Consider the following 21,383-nt stretch of genomic DNA (forward strand, 5'->3'; position numbering starts at 1 on the left):
ATGGTTATTTTAAAATTTTTGTAATTGCGGAATGATATAATATTCTTTTTTGTTCTCTGATTTGTTCGGATAAAGACATTTCCAAATCATGGAGCCTTCGGAATTCGATGATTTTTTGCTGAAATTCTAAAGAAGGTATTTCCAATTCAAAATCTTCAAGTTCCTTTTTTCTTAAAGAGAGGATGCTACTGCCTGTTGCAGCCTGCTGAAAATACGAAATATTCTGAGGTAAATTCAGGATTGCAGAGAGGTATTGGGGAAGAATCTTGTCTGTCTTTACTTTAATGACATAAAATACCGAGGAAGCCATTGCCCTGCCCCAGCTGCTATCATATGCGGCAGAAAAGAAACGGTTTCCCTTACCAGCAAATAATATATCACCAAGCTCAAGGATATTTCTTGAGTTCTTAATGTTTTCTGGAATAAAAGTGTCGATGTTTTGTAAGATCACGCCATCGTCGGTAAAATTTTTTGCCTGAAGATATGGCACAGCACCTTCTTTATTAGAACGTTCAAACGTTCCGAACTGGATATCCGATATTTCTTTAAGCTTAACTTTCATGCCCAATAGTTTTGTAGATGATCTACTTTAAATGCAAAGTAAAGCAAATAAAATGAATAAACAACATATTTTATTTAGTAGACGTTTTCAAAATCATCAAATTTATGATTTGTTGGTTTATTTAACTATGGAATAAATATTATTATCCTTACTGATTTCGTTGTAAACGTAAGAGTTATTTTTAGCAACTTTACTGAAATTGTGTTTTGTAAGTGCCTCCTCGAACTTTGTAACGGAAACATCTGAAATGTTTATACCTGAGCGGCAACTATAACTTTATTGAGATTGTTTTGTGTTCAGGAGTTCGCGGCTCACGAATATCTTTTAATGATGTCTATTAATGAATGTATTCGAGTAGTTTGATTTCTAAGCGGCGAAAACCGGTACTCTCGTGCAGGAATATTAAGATGATCATGGAGCTTTATACCAATTTATCATAATTCATATGCATCTTAGTAAAGAAGGACTAGATTAAATTTATGAAACCTGTGTAAAATAAGAGCAAGTTTTTATAAACACCTGCGTAAAAAAGATACAGCAACCTGCCCAAAATAATTACAAGTCATTTCCCATACCTGCGTAAAATAGCACCAGCACCTGCGTAAATAAAATATAGGTTTGCAATTAACCTGCGTAAAATAACACAATCCAATTTCTTTTTTTTTTAGAAGCAATCTTTTCTAACTTAATACAGATCAATTATTTAACAATACGCGGAATTGTTTTTCAGACCTCTTAAAAATAACTCGGTTTTGAATAGCAAGATGTGTCTTTGTACCCACAACTTTTCAAGTTGGGACACAGAGACGGATCTTGCCTTTTTGCAAAAGGGGAAAAAACTTCGGGAATCGTTTTTTATTTGGGTTATGCAATTCATGCAACGACAGATCTGTGCAATCATCCAATGTGATCCAATTTAAGCCAGAAAATTTACGCATACCATAGTTTATATGCCAGTACATTACTGAATAATGTTCGACGGCAGAATTATGCTATAATACTGATAATAAAATTTCATTTTTGTAACTGTTTTAACAACAACAATCATGAAAAAGAGCTTTATTATTTTATTATTTATTTTCCACGCTTTAGCTTTCTCTCAAGTTGGGATTAACACCACCGCACCAAAAGCTACCTTGGATGTAACTGTCAATACACAAGACATCTCACAGGCCGACGGAATCATTCCGCCGAGATTAACCGGCTTTCAATTAAAGAGCAAGGATCATCTATATAACAGTGAGCAGACAGGGACCATAGTGTATATTAACGAGCCGTTATCTTCTGAAGACACCACAATTAAAACAGCAGCTGTAAGAAAGATCGGGTACTACTATTTTGATGGGGCGATCTGGAAATCGTTTCAAAATGGAACTCTCCAAGAAGTTGTTGAAAGTGGAAACTACACTCCGAAATACATTACATTTATTGGGAGCACCAATTCTCCTTTGCGAGATGGTGCGTTAGGTATGAGTGAGGAAACATACTCAATGTATTTCGGAAATATGAATCCAAATCATACCGGTTTTTATAATCTTGGTTTCGGTTACGGTGCACTTGAGCAAATTACAACCTCAATGTATTCTACCGCTGTTGGATCCATGGCTGGACAAAAAATAACGACAGGTAATGCTAACAGTTTTTTTGGTGATGAAGCCGGAGCTAATAATACGACCGGTCATAAAAATTCGATATTTGGAATGGCTGCTGCTTTTCATGACCGTGCGGGAAGTTTTAATTCTATTTTCGGCTACAAAGCAGGGCAATTTCGAAATCTGGGAAAATACAATGTCCTTATCGGAAACAGTGCAGGATCATCAAGTGGAACAGCGCCTGTTTCAAACCTCGGAAATAATAATGTATTTATCGGAACCGGTGCAGGTTTTGGCGAAGCCAATCTCAACAACAAACTAATTATTCATTCAAATAATTCTCTGCAGGCCGCTGATTCAAATTCAGTGACTAATGAAGGTATTTTTAGTGATCTCGATCAAAGTAGCTTGGCAAACGCACTGATATCAGGTGATTTTGTTGATAGATGGCTGAAAGTAAATGGACGATTTCAAATTAACCCGACAAGAATTAGCGCTGCTACTACAGACTACACTAAAATGTTAGTTTATAATCCTACCGATGGAGAAGTTGGCTCAAAAGATTTTAGTACAGTACTCACCACCACCGGAACTCAGCCGGGAAACCCGATCACCGGTCAAATCCAAATTGCAGGAGGGGATACAGTAGGGTATCCTGGCACGTATGGCCTTTATAGTGAAACTGCCGATAGAATCGCAGGTTTTGCTATACAGAATGATGGTGACGTTATTCCGGGAGTATTTCTGAAAGATAAAGCAACGGGTGAGATTCAAGGGCTTTACATCACTTATCGAGGTGTTTCACTACCGGGCAAAGCGACGGTGGATCCTTCTGTTTCAATCAGCGAGAATAATCAGCTCGTACCGAAAATATGGGTGGAAAATTATGTCGCCAGTCAAAATAAAATTCCGGCGTTACCATTGAAAGGAACATTCGTTTTAAAGTCGGTAGATGGTGTAATGCAGTGGATGCCGACAACGGACTAAAGACAAGAATGATGAAAAAAAGTACTGTGTTATTATTTGTGTTGGCTTCTACTTTATCGATCTATGCGCAGGACGTAACAACCCACATTGCAGAGGAGAGTATGCTCACGATTGTCAATGATGCTCTTTTTTATAACAGGGGTGGAATGCAGACGAAAGGAAATGGTAGGGTAGAAGTTTTTTCAAAGATGCTAATTGAAGGAAAAACCGAAAATGACGTTGTGAGGGCAATTAATGCCACTAACGAAAATTTTTTCTTGCGGTTAACAGATCCAGCTAATTGGCAAACTTCTAAATACGGTCAATTATTTATTACAGGTTTAGAACAAAACCAAATTAGTTTGGTAGTGAGTAAAGAGTTTGCGAGTAATAAACATGGGGATTATCAGCAAATTGGTGTGCCGTTTTTTGATAAGGAATTTGGGACATTACAATCTGAAATTAATACTGTTTTCACTAATCAAAGATGGACCAAAACGGAAATTCTTAAATGGAATAACAGCTTAATTCAATTTGATGGGTCGATCATCCCGGCTACTCCGATCAATTCTGCAGAGACTCCAGGGATCACCGTTGAGCTCACGGATAAAACAAAATTTGAAGACCGGGCTTCTTATTACGCACTCGGAACGGGAGGTGGTCTGATCCCAGAAAATGTAAGTGTTATAAACGGAATTCCTTACGCAGACCATCTGACTTTACTATTAAGTCCCCAAACAGTTCAGTTTGGCTCTAATGGAACCGGAACAAATTTATACAGAGAAAAATATAACACGTATGTCAGTGATATTTTCGAAATAGAAAATTCGTGGCAACAGACTTACGGCAAGTTTATCTATCAATTTTCTAATCCCTTTCTCACGAACCTGGATCTGTCTTTAATAGGAATAAATGAGACGCTGCTGGGCGCAGTAGTTGGCGACAATAATAATATTGATAACATTTGGGGAATTGCCGTCAATCCAACTAATGTCCATTTCAGTACCGCCTCAGGAACAACTTCAAACTACGCCGCTAATCAAATCGTGACCTTCGATATCAACAACCGTCCTGTGGGTAATATCAATGCATTGGTGATAAAGCCTCTTGGTACTTTTAAAATAAAATTACGCAATAGTACTCCAGCCATTTTGAATTTTGATAATCTTCGAAGATTTTCAAATATTCCCCGACAGGAAAACATTAATTATCATGTAAACGCAAACCTGATAAATGGCACTTCGGTAAAGCAGTTAGGCGTCTTGTTATTAGATGATAATTACAATCAGATTGGTGAAACTTACTATGCCCTAGCTCCTCATTTTAAAACTGGGAACAATGAAAACCCAAGTGAATACTCAGTTCAGGCCCAGGCCAGCAATTCAGGTCTAATAAGTTCTTACGAAGAAAATACTCAGACCGGAGGTATAGATGAAAATTTCGCCACGAAATACAGGCTCTACATCAATGAAGCGAATGAAGGAGATTTCGAAGGGAAAAAAGTTTCAATGGCCGTTTATGGCGGTAAATATTTGAAATTCGAAATCCGTGAAAATGCCCAATTAGTTGCAGAAGGAAATTTATCGACAAACAAAAAATTCTTTTATGAGATTGACGGCGGTGAAAAAATAGAAATTAAACAAGGCGACACCGTTCCCCTCATTGCCCAAACATATGGTCTTTATTATGGCACTCCCAAAACACTTTCGTCCTCTACATCGATTAAAGCGAATCGAACGGTCGTAACATACAACCCGAGTATAAAGAGCTATGTGGTCTTATTCGATCCGGAATGGCAGAGCGCTCAAGTTACTGTTTTTGATATGAGCGGACGTCTCGTTACAGAGACTAATAATATTGAGCCATCAACCCCATTTGTTATTGAACTGAACAATAGTATAAAATCCATGTACACGGTTCAAATCATTTCAAACAAAGGTGAAACTGTAATTTCTAAAATAATATTAAACAGATGATAATTTTTTTGAAAAATAAATTGATGAGATTGTGTCTGGTTGCCTTAATAGTATGCAATGGTATTCTTAATGCGCAATTCAAAGACAATGTTTATATGGAACAAAAACAGTCTGTCGGAGGTGACGGACCGGGCGCACCACCGGATTTCGGCGGTGGGAACCCCACGGTTTCTATTGACCAATTTATCCCATTCCTGTTAGCGTTATCTGTGTTTATGATTGTTTATGTCGGTCTTCATAAAAAGTATGGTAGAAAAATCAGAAACAATAAAATTTCGGATAGATAAGGAGAGGAAACAGGTTTGGATAAATTTCTGTTCAGAAAGGCAGATCACACTAACCAGTTTTATCGTCAACTCGGTAGAGGGAAAACTGTTAGATAACGAAAGGAGAGAAGTACTGGCGTTCATCGAAAAACAAGATTATCTATTTGTGAAAATAGAAACTAATATTAATCAAGTAGCGAAAATGGTGAACGGACAAAAGAATATCTCCGAACCGGAGCTTAAGAACTTTTCGGAAACGCTTCGTCAGCTGATACTTCTAAAGATAAGGCAGAATGAAATATTTGAAAAGATTTATTCTATGCTTGCGAAATGATCGTAAAAATTATGCCGGCGGCAGGTTCAAGTTTCCCAGGGGTGAATTACAACGATAAAAAAATTACCAATGGAAAAGGGGAATTGATGTCGATGAAAAACTTTCCTTCTTTCATTAATGAATCGAGTGGTAAAGAACAAGTAAGAGATTATTTAAGGGCCATTTCAATAGGAAACAAAAAGATAATCAAACCTCAATTTCATGCCATGATTTCCACAAAGTTTCAGGAACATTCCAAAGAACAACTTGCCGAAATCGCAGAAAACTTCATGAGTGAAATGGGATACGGGAAACAGCCTTTTACCGTAGTTTTTCACAATGACACAGATAATAACCATGTCCACATCGTATCGACAAGAGTAGATAAGACTACCGGAAAAAAGATCCACGATAGTTTTGAAAAACTGAAATCGCAAGAAGCATTAAGTAGAACCCTTGAACAACTATACCATCTTAAACCCGATGAGGAACTTGATAAATTATTGAATTATAAAGTCCGCACTTTCAAGCAACTGGAAACTTTACTTGAAAGAAATGGTTTCAAAATGATTAAAAACAAACTGGATGAAAATGCTTTTGATATCCTAAAGAACGGAGTGACCCATAGGACAATAAATATTGAGAGAATAAATTTTGCGAAGAATCAAAATGACAGCAGGAAGAATCAGATAAAAGCAATCTTAATAAAGTACAAAGATCTTCATTCCAACAAAGTGTTTAGGGTTGAAGACAAGAGAAAACAAGAATCAGTATTTCCTGCAACAAAAAATAAGTTTGGCGAAAATGAACTTAAAATAAGGTTGGAATTTGAAAGTGAACTGCAGCAGAAACTGAGGCAATTATTTGGGATAGACATCGTGTTTCATCACAAAGATAATGACCAACCATTTGGATATTCGTTGATCGATCATAAATCACATAGAGTCTATAAAGGTAGTGAGGTATTAAAAATGAGTGAACTGTTTGGGTTTACCAAGGAGAAAGTTGACAAACGCCTTTTCGAGCATTTGAAGGATTTTACTATTCCAGATAGAGAATCAAAATTGATTCTGTTGGGCTTTTTAAATAAAAATAATCCGGAAGCGAACCTGCAAGAGTGTATGCTTTTTGAAAACAGAGCGAAGAAAGATCTTGAAACCTATAGAGGAATCCAAAGCGAAGTTAGAAATCATTTAAAAAATAAAGCAGACAAAAATAGTGATGATGACAATGTTTCAATTATAAGAGGTGGGAGTGGAAAAACCTATGCTATTAGCATAAAATACCGTTTTGTTGTTGAAGTGCAGAGTTTGATTGGAGAGAAGGAATATCAGAGAATATTAAATTCAGAAATAGGCAATAGTGAAAAATCACAACATGAAAAACATTCCAGAAGTGAAGTAATGAAAGCTGTAGATGAAATGCTTTTTGAAGTCATGAAAACTTCAGGAACACCAAAAGATCCCGGAGAAAACGAACTCAAAAGGAAAAGAAGAAAACGGAAATAATAAAAATACGCATGATAATCACTTTTGCAACTCAAAAAGGAGGTACGGGGAAAACTACACTTGCAATCACTTTTGCGAATTACATTTCCACCATCTCAAAAAGGAAAATAAATGTTTTCGATTTTGATTATCAAAAGTCATTTTACCAGAAATGGAAAGAGGATGAATTATTGGATCTGCCCAAATTATATGATGTTGAAATTATAGGAGACGAAGTAGAGCAACCTTTTTCAGACTACGAAACGATCTTGGATTTGAAAGATAATGATGACATCAATCTTTTTGATCTGGCCGGTACGCTTGATGCAAAGTACAGTGATTTATTGATTTACAGCGATTTTATCATCATTCCATTTGAGTATTCAGATGTGTCTGCAAAGTCCACATTGGTATTTGTGAATTTTTTAGGAATGCTGGAAAGTCAGGCAGAGCGGGTTTTCATTCGCTCGAAATATGACAAAGGCTATAAATATCTAAATCAGGAAGGAATGGACGCTGAAATACAAAAATACGGAACACTACTAAAAAGTCCAGTGTTTAAAAGAAATTGTCTGCAAACAATTAATACCAGGCAACTGAACTATGAACAGAAGTACGCGGTTAGAAATTCATTTAATGAAATAATCACCTGTATCAATGAAACCCTGGATACCAATATTTAATCCCATAATTCACTACCAATCTTTTGAAAAACTATTGAATATGACAAAATTTCTAATCATTCTTCTCGTGCTTTACTTCCTTTACTATATCGGAAATATCGTGTACGATCTATTCGTGAAAAAGGAATCTACTTTAGTTACCGAGGAAATTAATGTCTTTTCGCTGGTAGAATTTGAAGAGCAAAATAGAGATGCAGTAACAACCGTCGGAATAGAAGATGTAGAAAATCTGAATACGCCGAAATCATTTAACAAAAAAGAGTTTCCAGTTGACACTGAAATTTCGGAAGAAAGAGAAGATATAGAAGTTTGGCGACAAAGATTTGAATCGGAACAAAATATAGATTCATTTGATTCTGGGACTCTAGAATTTGTTGGAGATGATAATAATTTGGATGAAGTAATTGGGGCCGAAAGAAATGAGGCGAATCTCCGAGATGAAGCTGAGAGCGAAGCGAATCAGAATCTTCGCAAAATCAACAACGATAGATGGTTCCAAATGTTGAATGATGCAGAAACGACCGTGCAAATGATTTCGAATACGAACGGCCATAAAGTCTATCAGGCAGCAGGATTTTAAAAATTACAATTTAAACCTTAAATATTTTAAAGAAGATGATTCAAAATTTAAAAAAACACAAAATGATGAAAAGAAGTTTAACTGCTTTTGCAGTACTCTTTTCCTTGAGTACGGCGCTTGCGCAATCTGGTGGAAGTGCTGCATTGGGCGCCGCTGCAACTACAATTTCAGGTTATATGAATGATCTTGGATTACTGATTTACGCAATCGGTGCTATTGTAGGAACGGTTGGTGGAATCCGGATTTATAACAAATGGACGAATGGAGACCAGGACATCAACAAAGAGATTGTTGGTTGGGGCGGTGCCTGTATTTTCCTACTGTTAGTTCCGACTTTTATTGCAGCAATATTCTAGTGGGGTATTTTCTTTATAAGGGGCTTAAAAAACCCCTTATATTTTTCGGACTGAAAGATAAATACATCTACTATGCAATGGGTTCAGCGATTGGCGGACTCCTCACCGTCGCAATTCTTTCCTCACTATTTGGGATTTTCGGAATGCTCATCGGAGCCGCAATTGGTGGAACCGGAGTTTTTCTCAGTTACAAAACACAGGATTCTAAAGGGCTGTACAATAAAACAAAGAACGAAAAAGAGCTTCATATCATTCCATCCAACCTCAAAAATATCAAGTATAGAACACTAAAAACTAAGCTCTAATTTCAAAAATCTACATATGAATTTAAAGAAAAAGACATTTGAAATTCCGTTTATCGGTTACGATTATGGAAAAGACAATAATTGGAATTTTGATGCACTTATTGGGCAGTTTGGTAATCCAATTATTGGAATCCAGATTAAAAATAATGTGGAACAATATTCTGCGGATCCGGATGCCTATCTTCAATTTCATACCATTTTGAACCAAGTTGTTGCAATCATCGGTGAAAATCATATCGTACAAAAGATTGATATTTTCAGCAAAAAAGAATATGTGGCAGAAAGATCAAACGAATTTCTGCAAGAAAAATATTCAGAACATTTTGATGGAAGACTTTTTAAAACAATTGACACGCTTTTATTGTTCACAGACATTGTAGATCAAAACTCAAAGAAGAATACCTATAAATATTCTGCAAAATCTTATAAAGTGCTTAGAGACAAATGTCTTAAGATATTCATGTTGCTTTCTCAGAATGAATGCGCCCCGCAGTTTCTGAAAGAAAAGGATTTAGAGTACTACATCAACGGTGTTCTTACGGTGAACTTTGCGAAAACACCTTCATTTAATAATATCAAAGCCACGAGTGAGCATCTGATTATTGGTAAACAATTCGTAAAAACAATCAGTTTTGTAGATGTAGAAAAAATTGAGTTGCCTTCTGAAATTGAGACCTATTCCTATTTAGGTGGAAATGGCTCCGCATCAGAAACTGCGGTGGATAATTTTTCTTTTATCAATGAGTTGGAAGACTATAATACCATTATTTATAATCAAATTATTTCCATTCCTCAGCAAGCACCCAAGCAACGGGAACTAGAAAAAAAGAAGAAAAAACACGAAGGGGTAGCAAATAATTCACCATCTAATGCCATTGTAGCGGAGGAAATAGAGGAACTCTTACACAATATTGCAATGGACGGTCAACTGATAGTCGATGCTCATTTTTCAATATCCTATTCCACAGATTCGCTGGAAAAAATGGAAGAAACCCAGTCTCTGATTGAGAACAAACTGTTTATGAAAGGGATTATTGTTTCGCAAAATTCATACAATCAGTTGGAACTATTTAGATGTTGTATTCCAGGCAATGCGGTGGAATTAAAATCATACGATCTTTTTACAACGACAAGCGAAGCGGCGCTTTGTTTTTTTTTTAAAGAAAGTTACCCCGTGAATGAAGATTCCAATTTCTACCTGCGATTTACCGATCGACAAGGAGTTCCATTAAAGATTGATCCTTCAGATTTACCCATGAAAACCGGCAGGATAAATAACAGAAATAAGTTTGTACTTGGTCCGTCCGGTTCGGGTAAATCTTTTTTGATGAATAATATTGTGGAGCAATATCTCACCTACAATTATGACGTGATCATTGTAGATACAGGCGATTCATATTCTGGACTTTGTGCCTATAAAGGCGGGCGATATATTCAATATACTGAAGAAAAGCCTATCACGATGAATCCATTTCTGATGGATAAGAATGAATTCAATATCGAAAAAATAGAATTTTTGAGCAATCTAATTTTTCTCATTTGGCAGGGAGCAGATGCATCGATGAGTTCTACTCAAAAATCAATATTAGATAATGTGTTGATGGCTTATTACCATCAGTTTTTCAATGGTGGAAGTGATTGGTTTGAGACCAAAACCTCGGAAGAATTATTTCAGTATCTGCGAAAATATAACATTCATGAGGAAGATATCTATGCGGAATACGAGAACGAAATCAAAGAAAAGGAAAATTATTATGATGTTTTAGAACTTGCATTTGATGCTTCTTCAACGGATATTAGAGATAAGGGAAGGAGGTTAATTCAATTATTCCATCCCGATAAAAACGTGAATAATCCGGATTATGATGTTTCTAAATTTTATAAAGTATTTGAAGCCTATGAAACTTTAAATGATGAGAAGAGAAGAAAAATTTATGACGAAACACAACTCATTATCACCAAGACAAAATCCATTATCAAACGCCCTGAAAATAGTGATGAATGGGATTTTGCAATTAGAAATGCATTAATAAAAAGAATCATCGAATTAGAAGAAAAACTTTCTGTTTCGGAATTGTCTTTCAATAGTTTCTATGATTACTGCGATCAATTTTTACCGATTTATTTGAATAATAAAAAACATAAAATTGATGAAAGTGAATTTAAACTTCGCACGTTTTTATTTGTTTTAAAAGATTTTTATAAAGGAGGAAGATATGGAACAACATTGAATGAAAATGCTGATAATACTTTGTTTGATGAACCTTTTATCGTATTCGAAATCGATAATGTAAAAGACAATCCCAAATTATTTCCCATCGTAACGCTCATCATCATGGATACTTTCATCCAGAAAATGCGCTTGAGGAAAGACAGAAGGAAAGCTTTAATAATCGAAGAGGCCTGGAAAGCAATCGCATCTAAATTAATGGGTGGATATATCCTTTACCTGTACAAAACGGTGCGAAAATTCTGGGGTGAAGCCGTGGTGGTTACTCAAGAGTTAGATGATATTATAGGAAATACGGTCGTTAAAGATTCTATCATCAATAATTCTGACACTTTTATATTATTAGATCAGACGAAATTCAAAGATAATTTTGACAAAATCGCTTCTCTTCTTTCCCTTAATAAAGTGGAACAGAATAAGATTTTCACCATTAATAATCTGAACAACAAATTCGGACGCAGTCGATTCAAAGAGTTTTATATAAAGCGCGGATCTAAAGGAGAGGTCTATGGAAATGAAGTTTCACTTGAACAATATTTGACCTATACCACAGAAAAGCCGGAAAAAATAGCCATTGAATATTACGCAGACCATTGTCAAAATTACGATGAAGCCCTTCAATTATTTGTCAAGGATTTTAAGAATCTTGATGATAAGATGGAAAACATGGTTGGCTTGGTGAATCTTTATCAACAACCATTGGATCAGGATGTATTTGATTATTACAATCATGTAAAAGAACAAAACAATCAACAAAGCATTTTGAAAATAATTGGTCAAGAACTACTGGATAGCCAAATGAATTTCAAAGAACTCCTTCAATCTAAAAAATGTGAATATGAAAAAGTTTAGTGTTTCAATATTCTTAATGGTCGGGAGTTTTGCCTTTGCCCAAAATACGTACATCGATGTGACTACCACACTCGCTCTTAAATTATATTCTGATAATTTGGAAAATCAGCAGGAAAAAACTTTGGAGCAGCAGACTAAATTACAACAAGCGCAAACTTGGGTCAGTACTCAAATGGCAGTTGCAAACAATATTCAAAACAAAGTATTGAAGGGTCTAAATGAAGTTTCCGGAACGCTTAAAAATGGGGTTCAAGTTGTGAGTATTTATAATGAGTTAGACCGATGCTTACAATATTCAAGCGACATTTTAGAATTAACAAAGGACAAACCACAATACTCAGTTTTTGGTGTGAAAGCAACTCAAAAAGCGTATGAACAAGTTATAAAATTGACCACTGATGTAACAGACCTGTTAAAACCTGGAGAACTAAATCTTGCGACAGCAGGTGATCGGTACAAATTGCTTTTTTCAGTTTCGCAAAACGTAATCATGCTTAAAATCTGGTTGCTTGCCACGAAATTGAATATTGAACGAGCAATAAGACTGGGTTGGTTTCAATCTATAAATCCTTTTCAGGGCTACATCAATACAGACAGAAATATTGTGGAAAATGTCATATGGACTTACAAAAACAGATTTTAAACGTAAAAAAGTGAGGCATGAAAAAGAGATTGATCCTTTCCATTATTTTACCTGCAGTTTATGTGGTCTTAACATCTTCGGGTGGAAATACAACTCCGCCATGGCAAAAAGAAAACGTGTCTTTTCCAATGATGAATCAAGAAATCCGCCACACGATGCAAGAGAATGATCGGCAGAAAACGATGAAAAATAGGCAGGATATTAATCTGACCACGGAAGTTGTAAACAAAAAACAATGGGAAAAGTTTAAAGAAACCACCACCAAAATTCAGGAGCGATTACGACTGGTAGATTTTGCCATGCAAGCCATTCCTACAGGTTATGCCATTTATTTAGAAAGCCAGAAAATACAAGATATTCAATCGAAAATTATTACGGAAATCGAAACGGCTCCCTATTCTTTGTTCGTGGTTTTGCCGGCCGAAATTAAGTTTGTAGATGATATGCAAATGGTGGTGAGATTACTTTCAGGTATCGTGATTTCTTATGGTGCTATCAACCAAATGGAGAAAGCAGAAAGAAAAATATTGTTGGAATACGCACTGGGAGAAGTAACAAACCTAAGAAGAGATTCTCTTTTTATGTTAATGAAAGTTCGAGATATAAAACGGAAAGTAGAATGGACAAAATTTGTAATTCTAAATTATATCAATAAAGACAAACAGATTGTAGAACAAATTATCAGTCATTTTTAAATCGGTTTTATGAGAAAAATATTGCTGTTTACTCTTGCTTTTTTTTGTTCTTATGTCAAATTATGCGCTCAAACTATTGTGTATAACGATCAATTGTTGATGCAAATTACCAAAAATCAAGCGGTTCGTTTAGCGAGCAATGAATCTTATCTAAACTCTTATGAAAAACAGAAAAAAACGTATGATGAAATCAATCAAAAATTAGCACAAATCATTGCTATTCAAAATTTCATCTATGATAAACTTACTAATGTGAATTCCGCCATTAAGCAGGGAAAACAATTGTATTATTTGTCCAAAACCTTTGCTCAAATCGGTGCCAATGCCAATGATGTTTTGTCTCTCACTGTACAATATCCGGAATATGCCATTCTGCTGAATAGATTTTACATCGGTGCGGCACAGGAACTTTTGAAAATGCAATCAGAACTAACGAATGATATTCTACATGAAGAAAATGATTTTTTAATGGATCCTTATGACCGACAAGTACTGATTCAAAATTTATCGACTAAAGCGCAAATGATTAATGGGTATTTGATATGCATAAAAATCAGGTTGAAAAACGCTAAAAAAATACCATACATCTACCAAATCCCAACCATCAATACGTATGTCAATTTAGATAGAATGATCGTAAAGGGAATTATCGAAAAGTACAAATTTATATTATCTGTAAAGTAATTAACTCCAGAGTATTTCACACAAAAATAAACACAATGATGAAAAAAAATTTTATAAAAACATTTCTACTACTGCTTTTTTCCTTCGCTACGATAGGTGTTTTCGGACAAGTAAAGAGGCTAAATGATCCTTCAATCGTTGCGCACAATAAGAGAATGGTGTTTGAATCTTGGGGAGATTTCCGACCCTATCCGAAATACACATTGGGAGTACAAACCAACTTCGCATATGCAACGGTTTGGGGTTGGCTCGCTCCGGCAAGAAATCGAGATTATAAAGACGGTGCAGATATTCGTCCCTTGAAACCCACTGGACTTGAAGTACAAAGATTGGTAGAATTGGAATTTCAAAGAGCGGAAGCGGAAAAAATTAAAGTTCAGGTTGACACACTTTATACAAGAAATGTTCAGGATTTAGCCCACTGGACATCGGCAACGGTAGCGGCAGATCCATTGTGGCTATTTTATTATAAAACAATGCTAAAACCTTTAAACGACTTTGCAGAGAATCCTCAAAATTATATGCAATGGCAATTAAAGAATGATAAAATTTATCAGAATATGTTGGCAAATGGGGGAATTGCGCACCTCGAAAAAGAATTGGCACTTCTAAAAGATAAATATAAAAACTCCAGGACGATGGACATGCCTCGCGGAAAACGATTTCTGATGTATCATGAAACCCTAATCGGTTGGAGAAATTTTAAAAATCAGTTAAGGGCTTTTGATCAAAAAAATAATTTATTTCTCGACTATAAAAAATTGCTGACAATATCAAAAACGGAATTAGGAACCGACTGGAATTCTGTAGATCTACAAATCGCGCAAAAAATAATGATTGAATATCATAACAAATTTTAGGTCATGAAAAAGTATTTAACTCTGATAATCTGTTTTGTCCTATTTCTTTTGCCGACGGTTGCCTTTGGACAAACTGGAGATACTGAAAGTTACAGCAAACTACTGCAATTTTTAAAAGGTGACGGTGCCTTTGAAAAGTGGTTTATGGAAGCCTTTACAAAACTCGACACGACGATGGCGGCACAATCTGCGGGCGCGGTAATGTTAGGTCAGGCAATTGGGGGTTTTGGGGCCTTGTGTTATATGGGTTATCTCGGTTGGCAGATGCAGGAAGGTGCAAGACCGTGGGAAGTCACGCCCATGATTCGACCGACGATTATTGCTTTTATTTTAATGTATTGGGGTGCTTTCACAAGCATGATTCAATATCCACTACAATCACTTGCGGAACCGGGAATTGCACTTTTTCAAGATATAGAGCAGGATGCAAATGATTTACGAATTGAGCGATTTAAAAAGCAAAATCAAATATTAGAAGTATTAATTAAAACGCAGGCAGAGGAAGAAGCGAAACAGGAAAGTTTAGATAAGTTAGAAAAAAAAGCAGACGACAGTTGGTTTGATATCGATGTCGATAAATTATTGGCACCTGCGAAAGAGTGGTACATGAAAATGGAATTTAAAATCCAAAAAACCCTGTCTGAAATTATAGAAGCGGTGTCCTTAACCATACTTCGGGTTTGTACTTACCTCATTTTCTTTATTCAAAAAATATGGAGCTACGTTTTAATCGTTTTAGGTCCCATTGCTGTTGGAATGTCGCTTATTCCAGGTTTTGAAAATTCATTTAATAATTGGGTCACCAAATTCATCAATATCAATCTCTACAGTTTCATCACTTACACGATCATCAATATTGGTCAGCAACTCATTATGTCGGGTTATCAAATGGAACTGGATCGATACGCACTTATAATTGATTCAGCGGGCGTTGCAGACATGAATACGCTTCGGGTTTATGTTCAAAACAGCGGAATGATGTACACCGCGCTTTTCCCTTGCGTGGCATACATCATAACCGGAATTGGAATCCTCATGGTTCCCTCAATCGCTGATTCCATTGTTTCCGCAGGTGGTGCTGGGATTATGAGCAAAGGTAAAGCTGCAGGTGGAACAGTTGCAAGTGTTGGTAGAGCAGCAACAGCAGCGGCAGTTGGAGGAGCCGCGGGTGCAATAACGGCTGCAAGAGAAATCGCTAAATCAGTAAATAAAATGAATAAAAAATAGGTTTAAAATCAATTTTTTCAAACTTATTATAATCAGAAATCACTTTAAAATGCTTGTAAAAAATATAGAACAAAAAATAAAAATCAATAAGACTGTTTCCATAGCATCTATTGTATTTGCTCTTTTGATTGTAATTGTAGGATTTGTTTTCGCCTATAAATTAGTCCAAGATTCCAGAAAATCACTTTATGTAATTGATAATGGTGTACCAGTTTTGGTAAAGCAAACCGATGAACTTTTAAATAGACCGGTTGAGTATAAATCTCAAATTGAATTATTTCATCGACTGTTTTTCACGCTTGCTCCAGATGATAGATATATTAAAGAGAATGTTGAAAAATCACTTTATCTCATTGATGACAGCGGTAAAAAAGAATATACCAATTTAAGAGAGAAAGGTTTTTATAATCAGATCATCTCGGGAAATTCTCTTGTTACGGTTCGCAACGATTCGATAAAAATGGATTTGCCAAACAAGAAGTTTATCTACTACGGAACTCAAATGATTAACAGGAAAAACACATTAATCATTAGAAAATTAATAACAGAAGGAAATTTCGAAGACATGATCAGAAGTCCTAATAATCCGCACGGTGTTTTATTAAGAAACTGGCGGATTTTAGATAATAGTGAATTATCGAACAAAGCAAAGCCAAATTACTAATGGTTATGATAAAATATTATTTGATTAAAGAAAATCTACTTCGATTAAAAGAGTGGATTTACAATCATCCGAAGAAAGTCTATCGGTATGTGATGGTGGTTTTGGTAATTTCTTTTGGGCTGATTTTCATTCAATATTACTTTTTTACACCTCAAGTTTCTACGGGAATTAAAATTCCGACGATGTATTCTGAAAGTGACCAAGTAAAGGCGGATTTGGATAAAAATGACCAGAAAATGAATGTCATCGTAAATGAACTCCAATCATTGAAGAAGAAAAGAGAAAGCGGTCCATTATCAAAAAATGACAGTCTGCGTATCGAATATTTGTACCACCAATATCAAACTTTAAAAAATGGACTTTAAGAAAATTAATTTTAAACAACCCAAATATATTTTTCCATTGATTCTCTTGCCGGTCATTTTATTTCTCGGTTTCCAGACCACGAAATATATAGATAAAGAGAAACAACCAGAAGAAGTCTCGCAAGATCTATCTCTGAATTTGGGAGAAACGCAGGATTCCATTCTTTCAAAAAATGCTGCATACGATGACTTATTTGAAAAGGGAGATGGACGTTCTATGCTCGACGGTATTGATAAAGATGAAGACAGTTTGCAAAATTATTCTGACAATTTAGATGACAAGCAAAAGAGGTATATCGATTCTTTAAAAATGGTAAGAAGTCTGAATAGTAGAGCCAATGGTAATGTTGGAAATGAGTCTTATTATAAACAAAACTCCCAAAGAAATTCTGATGAAAAAGATTTTCAACGTTCTGCAGAAATGATTAGGATGCTGAATAATGAAAGTAATGGAAATGGGCAAAATACGAACTCTGCTAACCAAAATAGTTTCAGATCGGCAAGAAATGAAGTCGAAAATGATCCGGTGAAGATGTTAAAAAAGCAAATGTTAATGATGGACTCATTGGAAAAAGCCAAAGATCCAGAATATCAATCGGCGCTTGCAGCAGAAAATAAGTTAAAAATGAATAAAAAAAAGATGGCTGCTTTTCTAAATTCTACACTTCGCGTCGATAAATCTTCACTTAATCCCAGTTTTAATTCAATTGCCAAGAAAAACGGTGATAGTTTTATTAAAGCGGTGATTGATGAGAACACTAAAGGTTATTTAGGAAGCAGGATTAGATTCAGATTACTTGAAGACATAAATGTTGGAAAACACAAAATAAATAAGGGAACAATTCTCTACGGTCAAATTTCTGGATTCTCATTACAGCGCGTCAATTTGAATGTAGTCTCCATTTTAAAAGATGGAAACATCTTACCGGTCAATCTTTCAGTTTTTGATATGGATGGAATGCAGGGACTTTATATTCCTCAAAGTGACTTTCGGGAAATGCTTCGGGAAATGGGCAGTAATTCTGTACAGGGAACTCAAATGGATAGTGGAGGAGAAAGTTTTTTTACAAGTCTTTTTTCCAGTTTGTTCAGTTCCACTTCCAAAACCATTGCGAATATGATACGGCAAAATAAAGCGAAACTGAAATACAACTCCTACCTATATCTTATCAATGACAAAGAACTTAAAAAAAATAATGATGATTAAAAATTCAATAAAGAACATGATTTGCGGAATATTCCTTTTTTCTTCGGTATCAACTTTTGCTCAAACTGAAACGCCAGAAAAAAGGGTTACAGATCTTACTGCGCTGAAAATTTCAAAAGGTATTAGTCTTCATATTATTTCGCCTGAGCCGATTCAATTTGTGGATTTGTCCACCAATAATTTGACCGGAGATTTACCTGCTGAAAACATCGCAAGAATTAAAATTACTGCGGTGTCAGAATCAGATTCCACTGCAGCCAAACAAAATATTGACCTTAATGATTTGGGTGTTATTACAATTGTTTGCCAATCTTATATGGCGCAGTATAAAGTGAACTATTTAGATTTTAAAAGAGATGCAGTGACGAATATTCAAATTCAGCCAGAAGATATGCAACCTTTGGAATATCCCAAATTAGCTTTTTCAAATACGGAACTGCAAAAATTTTCCCTAGATATTCTACGAAAGAAGATTGTGAACAAACCAATCCGTGAAGTAAAAAGTTTAAAACTAACAATGCAGATAAATAATGTGTACGTCGTAAATGATTACATTTTTTTGGATATGACTTTTCTTAATTCAACCAATTTGGGATATGATATCGATGCGATAAAGTTCTCCGTGGAAGACAAGAAAATCTACAAAGCAACAAACAATCAAAGTATCGCATTGAATCCAGTTTACCAGCTGTATAATCAGAAACAATTCACGAAAAACTATCGGAATATTTATGTTTTTAAAAAGTTCACGTACCCAAACAGTAAAGTGATGAAAATACGCTTAGTGGAAGAACAGTTGTCTGGAAGAGCCATAGAGATGACCGTAAAATACTCGGATATATTAAACGCAGATACATTTTAAATTAAGCGAAAATGCAAGAGCAACAGAATCAAATTAAGATTTACAGTTTTTTCCAAAAGATGGTTTATTTCATCGTTTTGTTAGATTGTGCATCTCTGTTTTTCCTTTCAGCAAAAATCCCATTTGTAACTGATTTGCTCACGAAATTTTCGAAGATGGGTTTATTTTACCCACCTCTAAACGCAAAATTTTGCACGATAGTTTTAATAGCATTGGTTGCAATTGGAACAAGAGCCAAGAAAAAAATCGATCTTAATATTGGGAAGCAAATTATTCTTCCAATTTTAATTGGATTAGCCTTGATGTTTAGTTCTCTGTTAATTGTTTCAGAAGCAGGTAACAATGCACTGGCAAAGGTTATCCCGCCTTTAAATTTCTATCAAATCATTTACACGCTTCTTTCTTTTTTAGGTGCATTGATAGCACAAGTTGGTGCAGATAATATCTCAAAATTGATGCAGCAGAAGATGGGAAAAGATCGATGGAATATTGAGGAAGAAAGTTTTGCTCAAAATCAAGAGTTGGTAAAAACGGATACGTCTGTGAACATTCCATATCTCTTTAGATTTAATAAAAAAACTAATAAGGGTTGGATTAACATTAACCCCTTTCGAGGTACGATGGTCATTGGAACGCCAGGATCAGGAAAATCCTTTGGGGTTATTAATCCTGCGATTCGCCAGATGATTAATAAAGGTTTTTGTCTTTGTATCTATGATTTTAAATTTCCAGATTTAGCGAAGATTGCCTACTATCACTATTTATTAAAGAAACACAGAGATCCTGCGTATCAACATGAATTTCATGTAATTAATTTAAATGAGGTTGAAAAATCAAAAAGGGTAAATCCATTTAAAAAAGAATACATCCAAACTTTAGCAGAAGCACAGGAAATGGCAGAATCTATGGTTTCCTCTTTGCAAAAAGGTGGTCCAAGTTCTGGCGGCGGATCAGAAGCATTTTTTACGCAGTCGGCAATAAATTTTCTTTCCTCCTGCATTTATTTCTTTGCACGATTTGAAAATGGAAAATATTCAGATTTACCGCATATTCTGTCTTTTATGAACAGGAGTTACCAAGATATTTTTGATACTCTTTTCTCGAATGAAGAAATATTTTCCCTGCTTTCGCCATTTAAAACCGCGTATGATAATAGAGCGTTTGACCAATTAGAAGGACAAGTTGGAACATTAAAAATTTTCCTTTCCAGATTGGCGACCAAAGAAAGTTTTTGGGTTTTTTCAGGTGATGAAGTAGAGTTGAAAATAACTGATAAAGAAAAACCGTCGATTATCATTTTGGCTTCCGATCCGGGAACGCAAGACATTAATTCAGCCTTGTATTCATCTATTTTAAATAGAACATTACGACTGATTAATTCTAAAAATAATTTGCCGGGTGGAATTATAGCAGATGAGTTCCCAACAATTTACATTCACAAAATTGACAATGTTGTGGCAACGGCCAGAAGTAATAAAATTGCTGTGCTTTTAGGCTTGCAGGAAATTCCACAATTGCGACAATTCTACAAAAAAGAAGTAGCAGAAACCATCTCAGCGATTGTAGGAAATATCATTTCAGGATCAGCAAGAGACAAAAATACTTTGGACTGGATGGAGAAAATGTTTGGAAAAATCAAGCAGAAAAGTTATTCGCAATCCATTTCTCAAACAGGAACTTCTACAAGCATCAATGAGAAAATGGATTTCATGATTCCCGCTGGAAAAATAGCAGCACTCAAAACCGGTGAGATGGTTGGAATGATTGCGCAAGGTGAAGAAAATAATACAGAAGAGTACAGAACTTCTGCGATTAGTGGAAAAATTAATCTAGATATGAATGCCATTAAAAATGAAGAAGAAAATTATGTGGCAATGCCTGATTATTACTCATTCTTGGACAAAAAAGGAAACAATAGAAAAGAGGAAGTCCTAATGACCAACTTCCGGAAAATAAATATGGAAGTAGAATTAATAGTAAATGAAACGGCTAAAGCATAAAATGATGA

20 protein-coding genes are annotated in these 21,383 nt (G+C 35.3%); 19 read left to right on the forward strand and 1 reads right to left on the reverse strand.

Annotation, left to right across the window (positions count from 1 at the left end; translation table 11 throughout):
* Positions 1–4 precede the first annotated feature (4 nt).
* Entirely contained in the window at positions 5–562 is a 558-nt protein-coding gene (locus H562_RS0102580) for a restriction endonuclease subunit S (protein WP_027376082.1), read from the reverse strand.
* A 1,046-nt stretch (positions 563–1,608) separates the two neighbouring features.
* Between H562_RS0102580 and H562_RS0102585 the strand changes: the two genes are divergently transcribed.
* From H562_RS0102585 to H562_RS0102675, 19 genes are all read left to right on the forward strand, one after another.
* A complete protein-coding gene (locus H562_RS0102585) occupies positions 1,609–3,141 on the forward strand; it encodes a hypothetical protein (protein WP_027376083.1) in 1,533 nt (510 codons plus the stop codon).
* A gap of 8 nt (positions 3,142–3,149) precedes the next feature.
* On the forward strand, positions 3,150–5,096 hold the full coding sequence (locus H562_RS0102590) for a T9SS type A sorting domain-containing protein (RefSeq protein WP_156831949.1): 1,947 nt from the start codon (positions 3,150–3,152) through the stop codon (positions 5,094–5,096).
* A 246-nt stretch (positions 5,097–5,342) separates the two neighbouring features.
* Positions 5,343–5,696, forward strand: coding sequence for a hypothetical protein (locus H562_RS0102595; RefSeq protein WP_034690471.1), 354 nt, complete (start codon positions 5,343–5,345; stop codon positions 5,694–5,696).
* Positions 5,693–7,183: a relaxase/mobilization nuclease domain-containing protein gene (locus tag H562_RS0102600; protein WP_027376086.1), complete on the forward strand. Its 1,491-nt coding sequence runs from the start codon at positions 5,693–5,695 to the stop codon at positions 7,181–7,183. The genes H562_RS0102595 and H562_RS0102600 overlap by 4 nt, the downstream gene beginning before the upstream one ends.
* An 11-nt stretch (positions 7,184–7,194) precedes the next feature.
* Complete coding sequence (locus tag H562_RS0102605; protein WP_027376087.1) at positions 7,195–7,845, forward strand: ParA family protein; 651 nt, start codon at positions 7,195–7,197, stop codon at positions 7,843–7,845.
* A gap of 40 nt (positions 7,846–7,885) precedes the next feature.
* Positions 7,886–8,425, forward strand: coding sequence for a hypothetical protein (locus H562_RS0102610; RefSeq protein WP_027376088.1), 540 nt, complete (start codon positions 7,886–7,888; stop codon positions 8,423–8,425).
* Positions 8,426–8,487: 62 nt separating this feature from the next.
* A complete protein-coding gene (locus H562_RS0102615; RefSeq protein WP_394330162.1) occupies positions 8,488–8,781 on the forward strand; it encodes a DUF4134 domain-containing protein in 294 nt (97 codons plus the stop codon).
* A 77-nt stretch (positions 8,782–8,858) separates the two neighbouring features.
* On the forward strand, positions 8,859–9,086 hold the full coding sequence (locus tag H562_RS0102620; protein WP_233701963.1) for a DUF3482 domain-containing protein: 228 nt from the start codon (positions 8,859–8,861) through the stop codon (positions 9,084–9,086).
* 16 nt (positions 9,087–9,102) lie between these two features.
* Entirely contained in the window at positions 9,103–12,168 is a 3,066-nt protein-coding gene (locus H562_RS0102625; protein ID WP_027376091.1) for a TraG family conjugative transposon ATPase, read from the forward strand.
* On the forward strand, positions 12,155–12,811 hold the full coding sequence (locus tag H562_RS0102630; protein ID WP_027376092.1) for a hypothetical protein: 657 nt from the start codon (positions 12,155–12,157) through the stop codon (positions 12,809–12,811). The genes H562_RS0102625 and H562_RS0102630 overlap by 14 nt, the downstream gene beginning before the upstream one ends.
* A 17-nt stretch (positions 12,812–12,828) precedes the next feature.
* Positions 12,829–13,506, forward strand: coding sequence for a hypothetical protein (locus tag H562_RS0102635; RefSeq protein ID WP_027376093.1), 678 nt, complete (start codon positions 12,829–12,831; stop codon positions 13,504–13,506).
* A gap of 9 nt (positions 13,507–13,515) precedes the next feature.
* Entirely contained in the window at positions 13,516–14,190 is a 675-nt protein-coding gene (locus tag H562_RS0102640) for a hypothetical protein (protein WP_027376094.1), read from the forward strand.
* Between the two features lie 35 nt (positions 14,191–14,225).
* On the forward strand, positions 14,226–15,050 hold the full coding sequence (locus H562_RS0102645; RefSeq protein ID WP_156831950.1) for a hypothetical protein: 825 nt from the start codon (positions 14,226–14,228) through the stop codon (positions 15,048–15,050).
* Between the two features lie 3 nt (positions 15,051–15,053).
* Positions 15,054–16,277 (forward strand): membrane protein, encoded by a 1,224-nt coding sequence (locus H562_RS0102650; protein ID WP_027376096.1) that lies wholly within the window; start codon positions 15,054–15,056, stop codon positions 16,275–16,277.
* Between the two features lie 49 nt (positions 16,278–16,326).
* A complete protein-coding gene (gene traK, locus H562_RS0102655; RefSeq protein WP_027376097.1) occupies positions 16,327–16,941 on the forward strand; it encodes a conjugative transposon protein TraK in 615 nt (204 codons plus the stop codon).
* A 5-nt stretch (positions 16,942–16,946) separates the two neighbouring features.
* Positions 16,947–17,306, forward strand: coding sequence for a hypothetical protein (locus H562_RS0102660; RefSeq protein WP_156831951.1), 360 nt, complete (start codon positions 16,947–16,949; stop codon positions 17,304–17,306).
* The gene (traM, locus tag H562_RS0102665) at positions 17,296–18,513 is read left to right on the forward strand and encodes a conjugative transposon protein TraM (RefSeq protein WP_027376099.1); all 1,218 of its coding nucleotides are present in this window, start codon (positions 17,296–17,298) and stop codon (positions 18,511–18,513) included. The genes H562_RS0102660 and traM overlap by 11 nt, the downstream gene beginning before the upstream one ends.
* Complete coding sequence (traN, locus tag H562_RS0102670; protein ID WP_394330164.1) at positions 18,506–19,375, forward strand: conjugative transposon protein TraN; 870 nt, start codon at positions 18,506–18,508, stop codon at positions 19,373–19,375. The genes traM and traN overlap by 8 nt, the downstream gene beginning before the upstream one ends.
* Positions 19,376–19,386: 11 nt before the next feature.
* Positions 19,387–21,375: a type IV secretion system DNA-binding domain-containing protein gene (locus H562_RS0102675; protein ID WP_027376101.1), complete on the forward strand. Its 1,989-nt coding sequence runs from the start codon at positions 19,387–19,389 to the stop codon at positions 21,373–21,375.
* The last annotated feature ends 8 nt before the right edge of the window (positions 21,376–21,383 follow it).

Origin of the sequence: Kaistella palustris DSM 21579, assembly GCF_000422265.1 — a bacterium.
GTDB classification, from domain to species: domain Bacteria; phylum Bacteroidota; class Bacteroidia; order Flavobacteriales; family Weeksellaceae; genus Kaistella; species Kaistella palustris.

What these genes read in the sequence shown, in the direction of transcription:
- H562_RS0102580 (WP_027376082.1), bottom strand. Translation starts at nt 562, where the DNA reads ATGAAAGTTAAGCTTAAAGAAATATCGGATATCCAGTTCGGAACGTTT.
- H562_RS0102585 (WP_027376083.1), top strand. Translation starts at nt 1,609, where the DNA reads ATGAAAAAGAGCTTTATTATTTTATTATTTATTTTCCACGCTTTAGCT.
- H562_RS0102590 (WP_156831949.1), top strand. Translation starts at nt 3,150, where the DNA reads ATGATGAAAAAAAGTACTGTGTTATTATTTGTGTTGGCTTCTACTTTA.
- H562_RS0102595 (WP_034690471.1), top strand. Translation starts at nt 5,343, where the DNA reads ATGGTAGAAAAATCAGAAACAATAAAATTTCGGATAGATAAGGAGAGG.
- H562_RS0102600 (WP_027376086.1), top strand. Translation starts at nt 5,693, where the DNA reads ATGATCGTAAAAATTATGCCGGCGGCAGGTTCAAGTTTCCCAGGGGTG.
- H562_RS0102605 (WP_027376087.1), top strand. Translation starts at nt 7,195, where the DNA reads ATGATAATCACTTTTGCAACTCAAAAAGGAGGTACGGGGAAAACTACA.
- H562_RS0102610 (WP_027376088.1), top strand. Translation starts at nt 7,886, where the DNA reads ATGACAAAATTTCTAATCATTCTTCTCGTGCTTTACTTCCTTTACTAT.
- H562_RS0102615 (WP_394330162.1), top strand. Translation starts at nt 8,488, where the DNA reads ATGATGAAAAGAAGTTTAACTGCTTTTGCAGTACTCTTTTCCTTGAGT.
- H562_RS0102620 (WP_233701963.1), top strand. Translation starts at nt 8,859, where the DNA reads ATGGGTTCAGCGATTGGCGGACTCCTCACCGTCGCAATTCTTTCCTCA.
- H562_RS0102625 (WP_027376091.1), top strand. Translation starts at nt 9,103, where the DNA reads ATGAATTTAAAGAAAAAGACATTTGAAATTCCGTTTATCGGTTACGAT.
- H562_RS0102630 (WP_027376092.1), top strand. Translation starts at nt 12,155, where the DNA reads ATGAAAAAGTTTAGTGTTTCAATATTCTTAATGGTCGGGAGTTTTGCC.
- H562_RS0102635 (WP_027376093.1), top strand. Translation starts at nt 12,829, where the DNA reads ATGAAAAAGAGATTGATCCTTTCCATTATTTTACCTGCAGTTTATGTG.
- H562_RS0102640 (WP_027376094.1), top strand. Translation starts at nt 13,516, where the DNA reads ATGAGAAAAATATTGCTGTTTACTCTTGCTTTTTTTTGTTCTTATGTC.
- H562_RS0102645 (WP_156831950.1), top strand. Translation starts at nt 14,226, where the DNA reads ATGATGAAAAAAAATTTTATAAAAACATTTCTACTACTGCTTTTTTCC.
- H562_RS0102650 (WP_027376096.1), top strand. Translation starts at nt 15,054, where the DNA reads ATGAAAAAGTATTTAACTCTGATAATCTGTTTTGTCCTATTTCTTTTG.
- traK (WP_027376097.1), top strand. Translation starts at nt 16,327, where the DNA reads ATGCTTGTAAAAAATATAGAACAAAAAATAAAAATCAATAAGACTGTT.
- H562_RS0102660 (WP_156831951.1), top strand. Translation starts at nt 16,947, where the DNA reads ATGATAAAATATTATTTGATTAAAGAAAATCTACTTCGATTAAAAGAG.
- traM (WP_027376099.1), top strand. Translation starts at nt 17,296, where the DNA reads ATGGACTTTAAGAAAATTAATTTTAAACAACCCAAATATATTTTTCCA.
- traN (WP_394330164.1), top strand. Translation starts at nt 18,506, where the DNA reads ATGATTAAAAATTCAATAAAGAACATGATTTGCGGAATATTCCTTTTT.
- H562_RS0102675 (WP_027376101.1), top strand. Translation starts at nt 19,387, where the DNA reads ATGCAAGAGCAACAGAATCAAATTAAGATTTACAGTTTTTTCCAAAAG.